This is a genomic window from Halalkalibacter oceani, from assembly GCF_040544555.1.
Classification (GTDB): domain Bacteria; phylum Bacillota; class Bacilli; order Bacillales; family Bacillaceae_D; genus Halalkalibacter; species Halalkalibacter oceani.
Genome location: NZ_JBEPKD010000001.1, coordinates 590,776 through 603,757 on the forward strand (window position 1 = coordinate 590,776; position 12,982 = coordinate 603,757).

The 12,982-nt window shown below is 48.7% G+C and carries 11 protein-coding genes and 2 riboswitches; of the genes, 2 read left to right on the forward strand and 9 right to left on the reverse strand.

Annotated elements, in window-relative coordinates; translation table 11 throughout:
• Nucleotides 1-20: 20 nt before the first annotated feature.
• A riboswitch (cobalamin riboswitch) is annotated at nucleotides 21-209 on the reverse strand.
• A gap of 123 nt (nucleotides 210-332) precedes the next feature.
• A riboswitch (cobalamin riboswitch) is annotated at nucleotides 333-518 on the forward strand.
• Nucleotides 519-643: 125 nt separating this feature from the next.
• Both metE and ABMB67_RS02955 read left to right on the forward strand, forming a co-directional pair.
• Nucleotides 644-2,902: a 5-methyltetrahydropteroyltriglutamate--homocysteine S-methyltransferase gene (gene metE, locus ABMB67_RS02950; protein ID WP_354571049.1), complete on the forward strand. Its 2,259-nt coding sequence runs from the start codon at nucleotides 644-646 to the stop codon at nucleotides 2,900-2,902.
• 16 nt (nucleotides 2,903-2,918) lie between these two features.
• Entirely contained in the window at nucleotides 2,919-3,092 is a 174-nt protein-coding gene (locus ABMB67_RS02955) for a hypothetical protein (RefSeq protein WP_251222473.1), read from the forward strand.
• 309 nt (nucleotides 3,093-3,401) lie between these two features.
• Here ABMB67_RS02955 and ABMB67_RS02960 read toward each other — a convergent pair whose 3' ends face one another.
• The 9 genes from ABMB67_RS02960 to ABMB67_RS03000 all read right to left on the reverse strand — a co-directional run bounded on the left by ABMB67_RS02960 (nucleotide 3,402) and on the right by ABMB67_RS03000 (nucleotide 12,908).
• Nucleotides 3,402-5,180 (reverse strand): ATP-binding protein, encoded by a 1,779-nt coding sequence (locus tag ABMB67_RS02960; protein ID WP_354571050.1) that lies wholly within the window; start codon nucleotides 5,178-5,180, stop codon nucleotides 3,402-3,404.
• A complete protein-coding gene (locus ABMB67_RS02965) occupies nucleotides 5,180-5,896 on the reverse strand; it encodes a response regulator transcription factor (RefSeq protein WP_251222475.1) in 717 nt (238 codons plus the stop codon). The genes ABMB67_RS02960 and ABMB67_RS02965 overlap by 1 nt, the downstream gene beginning before the upstream one ends.
• 163 nt (nucleotides 5,897-6,059) lie before the next feature.
• On the reverse strand, nucleotides 6,060-7,247 hold the full coding sequence (ccsB, locus tag ABMB67_RS02970) for a c-type cytochrome biogenesis protein CcsB (protein WP_354571051.1): 1,188 nt from the start codon (nucleotides 7,245-7,247) through the stop codon (nucleotides 6,060-6,062).
• A 60-nt stretch (nucleotides 7,248-7,307) separates the two neighbouring features.
• Entirely contained in the window at nucleotides 7,308-8,948 is a 1,641-nt protein-coding gene (gene resB / locus ABMB67_RS02975; protein ID WP_354571052.1) for a cytochrome c biogenesis protein ResB, read from the reverse strand.
• A 14-nt stretch (nucleotides 8,949-8,962) separates the two neighbouring features.
• Nucleotides 8,963-9,490 (reverse strand): thiol-disulfide oxidoreductase ResA, encoded by a 528-nt coding sequence (resA, locus tag ABMB67_RS02980; protein ID WP_354571053.1) that lies wholly within the window; start codon nucleotides 9,488-9,490, stop codon nucleotides 8,963-8,965.
• Nucleotides 9,491-9,622: 132 nt separating this feature from the next.
• Complete coding sequence (locus ABMB67_RS02985) at nucleotides 9,623-10,351, reverse strand: pseudouridine synthase (RefSeq protein WP_354571054.1); 729 nt, start codon at nucleotides 10,349-10,351, stop codon at nucleotides 9,623-9,625.
• A 289-nt stretch (nucleotides 10,352-10,640) separates the two neighbouring features.
• A complete protein-coding gene (locus ABMB67_RS02990; RefSeq protein WP_251222479.1) occupies nucleotides 10,641-11,177 on the reverse strand; it encodes a spore maturation protein in 537 nt (178 codons plus the stop codon).
• Nucleotides 11,174-11,767, reverse strand: a complete 594-nt coding sequence (locus ABMB67_RS02995) for a nucleoside recognition domain-containing protein (RefSeq protein WP_354571055.1) — start codon at nucleotides 11,765-11,767, stop codon at nucleotides 11,174-11,176. Before ABMB67_RS02995 ends, ABMB67_RS02990 begins: the two co-directional genes overlap by 4 nt.
• Nucleotides 11,760-12,908: a D-alanyl-D-alanine carboxypeptidase family protein gene (locus ABMB67_RS03000; protein WP_354571056.1), complete on the reverse strand. Its 1,149-nt coding sequence runs from the start codon at nucleotides 12,906-12,908 to the stop codon at nucleotides 11,760-11,762. Before ABMB67_RS03000 ends, ABMB67_RS02995 begins: the two co-directional genes overlap by 8 nt.
• Nucleotides 12,909-12,982 lie beyond the last annotated feature (74 nt).

A 12,982-nucleotide genomic window follows, 5' to 3' on the forward strand; every position in this document is an offset into this window, starting at 1 on the left:
CTTCCCCTTTTCCTCGAAGGTTTCACACATTCGTAAAGGCAGGTCTCCTGACTTATGCATGACAATTTCTTCCCCTTCCCATCTACAGCTTCAGACAGTGGGCTTCTAAAGAAATCTAGCATTTACAGTGGCGGGACCGTGTTGGACTTTCACCAACTTCCCTATTATCATCCAGGCTGGCCTGGACGACCTTTACGATTGCTATTCAATTTCAAATAAGTAATTCCATTATACATGAAAATGGACAGGCTCGCAGTTTTTTTCGATTCTCTTTTTAAACCACAAATTAAAGATTGACAATTCGTACAGTTCTGCGGTAAAGTGAGTACCAATTTCATATGTTGGAAGCTGGTACTTTGATTTTATCGAAGTTTAAAAGGGAATCCGGTGTTGAATCCGGAGCGGTCCCGCCACTGTAATAGAGGAGTTATCGTGATCACGTCACTGGCCAACGGCCGGGAAGACCACGATGATGATGATACTAGAGCCAGGAGACCTGCCAGCTTTAACAGCACTGTTTTTACCTACGGGAGATAGGGAGGTGTTCACGATATAACGACTGAATTGTGGATATTATTACCTTTTACCTGGTAATAATATCCTTTTTTGTTTGTATGAACGATGAATGTAGGAGGTTTGATTGATGAAAACAAGTAATTTAGGATACCCGCGGATCGGAAAAAGCCGCGAATGGAAGCGTACGCTCGAAGCCTTCTGGGCGAACACAATTACAGAAAAAGAATTTCATGCGCAAATGAAATCCCGACGTCTCGAGCATTTACAGGCGCAAAGCGAGAAAGGAATTGACCTCGTGCCGACAGGCGACTTTTCTTATTATGATCACGTGCTCGATACAGCAGCGATGTTTGGCCTTGTCCCAGAAAGATTCGCCTATGACGGCGGACCCGTGCCGCTGTCGACTTACTTTGCGATGGCGAGAGGCGAAAAAGGAGCACAAGCTTGCGAAATGACGAAATGGTTTGATACGAACTACCATTACATCGTACCGGAATTGGAACAGTGCGCCCCAAAGCTCGTTGATAACAAGCCGCTGCGTGACTTTTTAGAGGCGAAGCGCGAGCTCGGCCTTCATACGAAGCCGGTCATTCTCGGCCCATTCACGTTTGTCACATTGGCTAAGGGCTATCAGCCGGAACAGTTCGCCTCTCTCCTGCAGCGCTTTATCCCTGTTTATCAGCAAATGCTGCAGGAGCTGGCCGCAGCCGGGGCGACAATCGTTCAAATCGATGAGCCGGCTCTCGTCCTCGATATTACAAAAGAAGAGATGGCGCTCTTTACTGCGACCTATAAAGAAATCGCGCAACATGTGCCTGAGCTTGCTCTCATTTTGCAATCGTATTTTGAAGCTGTCACTCATTATCAAGAGCTGATTGCGTTGCCGGTCGCCGGATTCGGCCTTGATTTCGTCGACGGCCGCGAAGCCAATTTGGCCGCGATTCAGGCGTACGGCTTTCCGGCGGACAAAATTCTTGCCGCCGGTGTAATTGACGGCCGCAACATTTGGCGCAGCGACCTCGAAAAAAGCGTGGACCTGCTCAAACAGCTGAGCGACATCATCCCATTCGAACGCCAGATGATCCAGCCTTCGTCAAGCTTGCTGCACGTCCCGGTCAGCGTCCGCCAAGAAACAGAGCTCGACCCAACGATTAAGGCCTCTCTCGCCTTTTGCGATGAAAAGCTTGACGAGCTGACCTTGTTAAAGGACGTTATCAGCGGGGCAGCGAGCAAGGAAAAAATCGCAGCTCACCAGCAAAGCTACGACGAGCTCATTCGCTCTGATTGGCGTAAAAAGCAGGAGCCCGATGCCGTCCGCGCGAAACGAACAAGCTCCTTTCAAACGAGATATGAGCTGCAGCAACAGAAATGGCAGCTGCCACTGCTGCCGACAACGACGATTGGCAGTTTCCCGCAGACAAAGGAAATTCGCAACATCCGAGCCCAATGGCGAAAGAATGAATGTTCAACTGCCGACTATCAGGCCCGGATTCAGGCCGAAATTCAAAAATGGATTGCGATTCAGGAAGAGATCGGCCTCGACGTATTCGTTCACGGTGAGTTCGAGCGCAATGATATGGTTGAATTTTTCGGGGAGAAGCTTGCCGGATTTACGTTTTCTAAAAACGGCTGGGTGCAATCGTACGGATCACGCTGCGTCAAGCCGCCGATCATTTACGGCAATGTCGCGTACACGGGACCAATGACTGTCGAGGAAACCGTCTATGCGCAGTCGCTCACCTCTGCTCCGGTGAAAGGAATGCTGACAGGTCCGGTGACGATTTTGAACTGGTCATTTGTTCGAAATGACATCCCGAAGCAGGAGGTCGCTTTTCAAATTGCCGCGGCGCTGCTGCAAGAGGTCCAGGCATTGGAGCAAGCCGGTATTACGATGATTCAGGTCGATGAACCGGCATTGCGCGAAGGGCTTCCGCTCAAAAAAGCGAAGCGGAATGACTACTTGCACTGGGCGGTCGAAGCGTTCCGCCGAAGCACATCGGCGATTGCCGACACGACACAAATTCATACCCATATGTGCTACAGCGATTTCGCCGACATCATCGAGGCGATCGACGCGCTTGATGCTGACGTGATCTCGATTGAGACATCGCGCAGCCATGCGGAATTAATTTCTGCTTTTGAACATAACGTGTATGACAAAGGAATCGGCCTTGGCGTCTACGATATTCACAGCCCGCAAATACCCGAAGTAGGCGAAATGCTGGCGCTGATTGAGCGCGCCCTCGCCGTTCTCCCACCATCACTGTTCTGGGTCAATCCTGACTGCGGCTTAAAAACGCGCACAGAAGCCGAAACGGTCGCCGCTCTGACAAACATGGTGAAGGCCGCAAAAGCAGCCCGTGCCAAAATGCTTTCGACTAGATGAGAAGGAGTTGATTGAAGTGAGGTACGAACTTGTCCACTTCCTGCAGCATACAAATGATGAACAGCTGATGCTGGCCTTCATGAAAAACATGGATGGAAAAAGCTTGTCGACATTGTTTCACTATCTTTCTCTCACAGACGATATTACGAAAAAGCGCTGGCTCACCATTTATGAAAACCTCATCCCATAAGGAGGCCACTGAAAAACTTCCTTTTTCGTAACTCGAAGAAGAGTAATGGCTCCGCGCGTTGCGCGCCTTGCTTCGAGAAACCCACTCGTAGCAAGGCTTTTCAAATCAGGCAACGGCTACGCTCATTACGAAAGAGCTGCTAAAAAAGTATAAGTCGTACTTTTTCAGCAGCTTCTCCCATAAGGAGGCCATTAAAACCTTCCTTTTTCGTAACTCGAAGAAGAATAACGGCTTCGCGCGTTGCTCGCCTGAACAAAGAGGGTGCGGCAAAAGGATTATTTTCTCCTTTGCCACACCCCTACTTTCACTTTATTCATTCTGCTCCTTCGTCGGAATAAAGAAAGAGAATGTCGTCCCTTCATTCACCTTGCTGTGAACCGAAATCTGGCCTTGATGGGCCTCGATAATGTTTTTAGCGATCGCCAGACCAAGTCCTGTGCCGCTTCGCCCTCTCGTTCTTGCTTTATCCGCCTTGTAGAAACGTTCAAACACGTAAGGAAGATCGGCCTCCGGGATGCCTGAACCATTGTCCTGGACATCGACCTTTAATCCCTCCGCAAACTGACGGACAATCAAGGTGACGTTACCGCCTTTTTCTGTGTGGCGGATCGCATTATGAAGCAGATTGGTCAGCACCTGTTCAATCCGGTCAGGATCGCACATAATCGTCGTCACATCGGCCGTTTCCAACTCCAGCACAACATCCTGCTCCCGGGCCAGTCCCTGGAACTTGCGGACGATCCGTTCGACAAACGGCTGCACCTCGGTCGGCTCAATCTTCAGCTCGACATGTCCCGCTTCCATCCGCGCCAAATCAAGCAGTTCATTGACAAGCCGGCCCATCCGCAGCGATTCCTCATAAATTATTTTCGCAATTTCTTTCTTTTCCTCATCGGAACCGGCGATATCGTCAATGATCGCTTCACTGTAGCCTTGCAGCATTGAAATCGGCGTGCGCAGCTCATGAGAGACATTGGCAATAAAATCTTTACGCAGCTTATCATGACGGCGCTCCTCTGTCATGTCGCGAAAGACGGCGACCGCCCCGCGAATATCATGATCATCATAGAGCGGCGTCATCAAGATCGTCCAGCTCCGCCCTTGCATCTCATACTCAATAAACTGTTCCTTCTCCAGCGCCACGACGCGCTGGAATAATGATTGCAACGCTTCGGGCAGCGCCTTATCCTGTTCATTCACCATTCCCTGTTCATAATACCAGGATTGGATAAAACGGTCGGCAGGCGGATTTGTCAGCACGACGTCCCCTTTTTTATTTAAGGTGATAACGCCATCCGCCATGCTGACTAAAATGCGCGAAAGCTGTTCTTTTTCCTGATTCAACGCGTGAATATTATTGTTCAATTCACGCCCCATCCGGTTAAAGGCAATCGCCAGCTGGCCAATTTCATCATGAGTTAAAATCGGAACCTTCGTTTTAAATTTCCCTTCGGCGACCTCAAGTGCGACCTGTCTCATTTTCCGAAGCGGCGCGGTAATCCGCGATGACAGGAAGAAAGCAAAGATCGTGGTAAGAATAATGGCAATTCCGGCCGAAAAATAAATGATCTGCTTCGTTTCATTGGATGTCTCTTCAATCGCCGACAGCGACTGATAGAGAAAAACCGCACTGTCTTCCAGCTCCGTTGGCTGAAGCGGCACACCGACAATCATGATTTCCGAATGGCTCTCTTCCCCTTCGCTTAAAAAAGGAAAATCGCCCTCTGTCGTGACGACTTTCTCCCCGGAAAATACTTGGGACAGCGCCTGATCGGTAAACAGGATTTCAAGCGCCTCCCGCTGCAATTGATCACTGCTCCATACGTTTTCTCCTTCAACGAAAATGATAATATCGGATTGAAAAGCAGCGCCGTACTGCGAGATATTTTGCAACGCATCTTCCTTTGATTCATAGCTTTCATACATCGAAGCAATCATATTCGCATGGTTGACGAGCTGCGATTCTGCCTCACTTACATTAAACTGCTCAAACGATTGCAGCAGCAGAACCATCAGAATCGTCAGGACGACCGAAACAAGAAACAAAATCGTCAGCCATAGCTTTCCAACTACACTGCGCCAGAGCATTACTCCTTCACAGCCTCAAATTTATAACCGATGCCCCAGACCGTCGAAATTAAAGCCGCGGCTTCAGGAGAAATTTTGTTAAGCTTTTCCCGCAATCGCTTAATATGCGTGTCAACCGTTCGTAAATCACCGAAGAAATCATAATTCCAGACATCCTTTAGCAGCTGCTCACGCGAAAACACTTTATCTGGAGATTGAGCAAGATAATGAAGCAGCTCATACTCCTTCGGGGTCAAATTGATTTCTTCACCAGAAACGGTGACGCGATGCGCATCATTGTCAATCGTTAAATGTTGAAAAACGAGGACATCCTTCGTCTGCGTATCCGTTTGCAAGAACTTTGTCGAAGAAGAACGGCGGAGTAACGCCTTGACCCGCAGCACGACTTCGCGCGGACTGAACGGTTTGACGATATAATCGTCTGTCCCCACTTCAAATCCTTGTACGCGGTTCGTTTCCTCGCCTTTTGCCGTCAGCATCATGACCGGTGTTGCCTTGGACTTTCTCAGCTCCTGACAGACTTCGATCCCGTCCTTGCCCGGCATCATAATATCGAGCAAAATCAAATCATATTCCTCATTTAACGCCATCTCTAACGCTTGTTCGCCATTCTCGGCTTCTTCGATTTCATAATTTTCTCTTTCTAAATACATTTTTAATAAGCGTCTAATGCGATCTTCGTCATCGACAACTAAAATCCGTGCTTCTTTTTCCATTGACCTTTTCCTCCTCGCTATGTTTAACAGTAGTGTACCATTGTCCCCCCGGCGAAAAAAGCGTAACAAAAGCCGGTAAAATAAAAGCTGCTTAGGGGATGTCTCAAAAAGGGAAACCATACCCCCTTTAAGACATCCCCACCTTCACTTTATTCCTTACCTATTATGCATACGAGTGTAAGCCGGCAATGACAAGGTTAACAAAGACGAGATTAAACATTATAATCCCGAAGCCGATTACACACAACCAAGCCGAACGCTCTCCATGCCAGCCTTTTGACAAGCGCAAGTGCAAATAAGCCGCATAGAACAGAAACGTAATTAACGCCCATACTTCCTTAGGGTCCCAGCCCCAGAATCTCGTCCACGCATATTGCGCCCAAATCATCGCAAACACGAGCCCGCCTAATGTAAATACCGGGAAGCCAATCGCAATGGCCCGATAGCTGATCTCGTCAACAGCTTGCAGGCTGACGCGTCTTAACAACGGCTGCAGGATCGCCCCCACCTTTTTGCGGAAAATCAACCGAAGCAGGAAATATAAAACCAAGCCGGTCAGCATCGACCAGATGACCGTGTTCAAATCGTTCGCCCGAATAATCGCCGGAGCGTTCATAACCGGTGACAAAGCACCTTCCGTCAGTAGCGTCCCTTCATTCGGACCGACAAAAGCCGGCATCGGATAGACCATCGTCGCTTCCTCGGCATTTTCGTTAATATAGCTGAAGGATGCCTCGTACCCTGCTGCATTAAAGATCGAACCGATCAAAATATAGCCGACAAGACTGAGCATCGCATAGAGCGTGATCTCCATCGCGATCGTCTGCTTACTTGTTTTCGTAAAATCAATCGCCCGGATTAAGTAAATCAGCCCGGCGGCCATCCCGATTGTAAGAATGCCCTGCCCCAAGGCGACGGTGATAACATGAATCGTCAGCCAATTACTTTGCAATGCCGGAATCAGTGGAGAAATTTCTCCAGGGAACATCGAAGCATACGCAATAATGAGCATCACAATCGGCATCGTAAACATCCCTAAATAATTCGAGCGGTAAATCGCAAACAAAATGACAAAGGCAATTCCGATCGCAATTCCAAAGAATGTCATATACTCGTACATATTACTGACCGGCGCGTGTCCCGCTACTGACCAGCGTGTCAGAAAATAGCCAATCGAAAACAGGGAACCGAGAATCGCAAAAATATAGCCGATCACTCCCCATTTGTTTCCACTCATCTCACCTTGACGGTTGCGCCATTTTCGGCCGGTTACGGAAACAGAAAACGTAATCGTGGCGCCTAAATATAAGAAAAAGGCAATTTGTAGTAAATTCCCACTCAATTCTGCCATTTGAAACCCTCCTAAAAGGAAGTGTGAAACGTTTCTTCCACGCTTCCTTTTTTTCATTCCTTATTCATGTTTACTGTTTTGCGATGAATTTTCCGCCTCTTCCAGCTGATCTACCGGTGTTGCGATCCCGCTGTCGGCGATGACATAGTCAATATCCTTCCGCAATCCTAAATAGTTTTTATTCGTGTGACCGGCAATCCAGATTTCACCATTAATCCGTTGCAGCCAAATCCGGCGGTGGGCCCAGTAAGAGCCTTGGACGAGGCCGAACATGAAAATAGCCCCACCGACAATTAAGAACGGTAATGTTTTATCCTTTCTGACGGTCAGTCCCGTTACATGCTTCGTCTCGACATCAACAAATGTCATTTTATATTCGTTTTCCCCGAGAGGCTCCAGATTCTGTCTAATACCGACCAGGCTCGTTTCCCCTTCAGGTGTATCAGGTGTGTACATCGTAAAAATGAACACCGGATTGTTCGGTACACTTGATTGGGTCGCCGGCTCATTGTTCGCATCGAGATGGAAGTCAGGAAAATATTGGCCTACGACGACGCGATACCCGTCACCAAGATCATATTCCGGCTCCGGATCGAGCAGGTTAATATCCATCCGCCCGAACGTTTCCCCCGTTTCCTTGTTCTCAAGGGTAAAGCTCATCGTACTTAATTCATTAAGCCGGTAGCTGACTTGATACAATGAAAAATCATCAAAGCTCAGCGGTTCATTCACGCGGATATAATGCTCGTCCACCTGCACAAGCTCGCCTTCCCCGACAACGCCGGTATCCTCCTGCTCATAAAGAATCGCATCTGTTTGATACGTTTTAACAACAGGGCCGCCGTTACGCTGGATCGCCTCTGAGTACATCTCATCATCTTCATCATAAAGCTCAATGATAAACTGTTCATTTTTCACATGGTAACGTCCTTCTGTTCCCGGGACGACAACCGTGTCACCTTCGCGAATCCACATATTATCGTCAATGTACATCCCGGGAAAATAGCGGAGCATACAGCCAATAAGAAAAATAATAAGACCAATGTGGTTGACGTAGGGGCCCCAGCGGGCAAAACGGTTTTTCTCCGCTACCAGGTTGCCGTTTTCCTCCGATACGCGGTATTTCTTATCCTTCAGCTTTTCTTTCACTTGGGCAAAAGCCCCGTCCGGATCCTCAACCTTCGACGTCCCGAAAACGCGCTGCCGTTTCATAAAGCTTTGATGCCTCGTCACGCGCTGTGTTTTCAAGGCCCGGTAGAGCGGAACAAAACGGTCAAGGCTGGCGATCAAAATCGAAACTCCGAGCGCCGCCAAAAGCAGCATATACCACCATGAGCCGTATAAATTGTGAAACCCGAGCTGATAATAGAGTTGCCCGGTAATGCCATATTCAGCGGCATAGTGTTCGGCCGGATTGACTGTAGGCGGAATGTACATCTCCTGTGGATAAATCGTTCCAAGCGCCGAAGCGACAAGCAGGAGAACAATAATCCAGATCCCTACCTTAACAGACGAAAAAAACATCCATATCTTATCGATAAATGTTGTCGTGTACGTTTGTGAGCGGCGGGCCACCCCTTCATAGCGCATGTTCAGCAGGGTCTTTTGATCCTCGCCTTCCTGCAGCGGCTTGCCACAGGACTCACAGACGAGCGTGCCATGAGGGTTTTCGTGCCCACATTCACATTTTATTTTGTTCACTCTTCACACCTCAATTATGTTGCCGGTTTAATTCTCTCCATAAATTCTCTGACCATTTCTTCCGTCATTCCTCCTTGATGGACATGCACGATCGTGCCATGCTCATCAATCAATACCGTTGTCGGTAATGGAGAAATCCCGTACGCATCAATCACATTGCGGCCTTTATCAATCACGATCGGAAATGTAAGCGAATAGCGATCAACGAAGCGCTGTACTGTCAGCTCCGGTTCAGCAGCGTTGACGGCAAGAATCTCGACGCCTTGAGCACGATACTCATCATAGAGCTCCTCCATCACCGGCATTTCCTTCACACAAGGAGGACAGTATGTACCCCAAAAGTTCAAAAACACACCTTTTCCCTTCCAATCTTCGAGCTCAATCCGTTCTCCATTCAAATCGGTCAGCACAAAATTAACAGATCCCTCGCCCGCTTTGGCGACACTGCGATCGGCAAAGAAATTCGAATAAAACGTATAAGCAAGGGCGATGGCAATAATGGCCAAAATGCTTGTACGCATCACAAGTCTTTTCCGTTTCAATCCTCAAACCTCCTTACTGCCTCTATTCTCTTTAACCGCTTCCCGCCCGGAATGCAAAGTGGGCTTATACGGTGATATGCAGATTAGATTAATTCCATTATAACGTTGAAAATGTTCGCAATGGTTTTTCCTTTATGACGGTTTCGTGACAGCTAGTTCGCGCAGATGCTTGACCTCAATCGGCTTCAGCGGCCTCACATCGCCCGGGTTCATCCCGCGCAGATTAAGAAAGCCGTACTCCTCGCGCTTCAGCTTCAGCACCGGATGCCCAATCGCCTCAAACATCCGGCGAACCTGGCGATTGCGCCCTTCATGAATCGTGATCCGGACAATCGCCGTCTGCTTCTTTTTATCAATTGACATCATCTTGACTTTAGCCGGCGCCGTTTTCCCATCATCGAGCCGAATTCCCTGCTGCAGCCGTTTCAGCGCCTCCCGCGTTGGAATTCCCTTTACTTTCGCGACATAAACCTTATCAATCTTAAATTTCGGATGCATGAGGTAATTGGCAAACTCCCCATCATTCGTTAAAAGCAAAAGACCGGACGTATCATAATCGAGGCGGCCTACCGGAAAAACCCGTTGCTCGACCTCCAGAAAATCAGTTACGACTTTCCTCCCCTTCTCATCCTTTACGCTTGAAATGACACCACTTGGCTTATATAACAAAAAATAAACAGGCTCCTCCCGGTCGATCGGGATGCCTTCGACTTCAATTTGATCTTTATTCGCTGATGCTTTCACACCAAGCTCACGCACGACCTCTCCATTTACCTTTACTTTTCCTTCCATAATCAGCTGTTCTGCTTTGCGGCGTGACGCAATGCCGGCCTGAGCAATGATCTTCTGTAACCGTTCCATCTCTTTTTCACCTCATGTTCCATCATACTCTTCCGAACATGAATTCTCAAGCGAAGAACAGAAGCCCTGAACAAAAGGCTGTTGTCACCGTTTGTCCAAGGCTCCAAAAATTTTATTCCGGTTGTAATGGCTCCGCACGTTGCGTAAAGGCTGGACAAAAGGTAACTAGCGTATCGCCAAAGTTCAAGGATGGCTCTGCCCAGCTTAGACTCCCTCCTTGGAGAAGCTATCAAGAGGAACGAGATTCCGTTAGTTTTCATTCATAGTAGTGTTTTTTTTGATCCAGCCTCTAGTAAGCAAATACATAGGAGACGATTAAAATGGAGGCGACGACGCCGACAATATCGGCCAGGAGACCAACCTTCAGCGCATCTCCCATCTTTTTGATCCCGACTGCGCCGAAATATACGGTCAGCACATAAAGGGTCGTATCGGTACTGCCCTGCATCGTGGAAGCGAGGCGGCCAATAAAGGAGTCAGGTCCATAGGTGGCGATCAAATCAGTCGTCATTCCTAAAGCCCCTGTCCCTGAAATCGGGCGGATCATCGCCAGCGGGACTATTTCCGGCGGAACACCGACAGCCTGCAGGAAAGGCTTGACCGCTTCAATTAACGCATCCATCGCCCCGGAAGCGCGGAAGACAGAAATCGCGACAAGCATGCCAACGAGATACGGAATGATCGAAATCGCCAAATCGAAGCCTTCTTTCGCGCCTTCCACAAACGTTTCATAAGTCGGCACTTCCTTATAGGTCGCATACATTAAAATAAACGCAATCAGCACAGGAATGAACCAGATGGAGATCGTCGTGATTGATCCGCTCATTTTGCCCGCCTCCTCATCCGTCGATGGTAAAAATAGCGATCAATCAGAATCGCTCCGATCGTTGAGCAAGTTGTCGCCAGCAATGTCGTCCCGACGATTTCAGTCGGCGAGACCGAGCCATAGCTCATTCGGATCGAAATGACCGTCGTCGGAATGAGCGTAATGCTTGCTGTATTGATCGCCAGTAAGGTAATCATCGAGCGGCTTGCTTCTGTCCGGTTTTGGTTCAACAGCTTCAGCTGCTCCATCGCTTTAATTCCCATCGGCGTCGCGGCATTGCCGAGGCCGAATAAATTCGCCGTCATATTTGATAAAATATAGCCCATTGCCGGATGATCGCGTGGCACTTCCGGAAAAAGCCGGCTGGCAATCGGGCTCATGATCCGGCTGAGGGCCCGGAGCAACCCGGCGACCTGGGCGATTTTCATTAACCCGAGCCAAAAAACAAGAATGCTGATTAGCCCTAAACAAATCGTCACCGCATCTTTAGCGCCGGCAAAGATCGCCTCATTCACTTCGGCCATTCTGCCATTGACCGCGGCAAAGCCGATGCCGATGACGAGCATAGCTACCCATATTTTGTTAATCACTCGCTCTCACCCCAATGATGAGCGAGAACAGCTCGAAAAAACTCCGCCAAAATCCTTTCTTCTCTTCGACAGGCGGGGAGTCATAGAAAAGCGGCACCTGCCCGATTCGTTCCTCTCCAAGCGTCAATTCAACTTTCCCGACAGGCTCCGGCGGGACGAACTGCTCCTGACGCTCCTTCGCCGGCGGTCGATAGACGACGATTTCTTTTTTGACTAGTTCTTCCTCCTCTTCGGATAGCGGATAGGAAAATGTATATGGCGCGAGTAGCCGGTCTTTATAAAATTCATCCTTAATTTTCGTTTGAATCCCTTCCTCAACTAACGTTTGGATCGTATAGGTGTCAAAAGCCCAATTAAACAGATTCATATGATCATGCCAATCGCTCGGCGCATCGAGCGTGACAGCGATCAAATCCATTTCATCCTTTTCTGCCGTCGAAACGAGCGTCCGCCGTGCCCGCTTCGTAAAACCGGTCTTTCCACCGGTCGAAAAAGAATACAGCTCTGTCAGCAGCCGGTTTTTGTTGCGCCAGACCCGCGTCGTTTCTCCCTCAGAACGGTACGACTTCGTAGCTGAAATCGTGCGATACAGCTCGTTTTCCATCGCGTACTGGGTTAAAAGCGCCATATCAAAGGCAGTGGAATAGTGATCTTCGTGATCGTCAAGTCCATGTGGATTTTGAAAGCGCGTATTGGTCATCCCCAATTCACTTGCCTTCTCATTCATTAAAAAAACAAAGCCCTCGAGACTTCCGGCGACATGCTCGGCAATCGCTACGGCCGCGTCGTTGCCGCTGCGCAGCATCAGCCCGTACACGAGATCCTCGAGTTTAATCTGCTCGCCCGCCTGCAAATAAATCGAAGACCCCTCCGTTCCCTCTGCCCTTGTCGAAACCTTGACCATTTCATCCATTTTTCCGGATTCGATGGCCAGTAAAGCGGTCATAATCTTTGTAATACTGGCAATGCGCATCGGACTATGCTCATTTTTCGCATATAGCACCCGACCCGATTCCGCTTCCATTAAAATTGCCGCTTCGGCGGATACCGAGAAATTCCTTGTTTCAGCCGATCCGTTACTTGGACTCACTGTGATGATGATCATACTTGATAATACGATCAGCAGCCATTTTTTCAGCATTCCCATCCCCGTCCTATCTATCAATGTCATCAGCGCCTGAACGTTCCTGTTTAAAAAGGTCGCCCAGGCGCGAT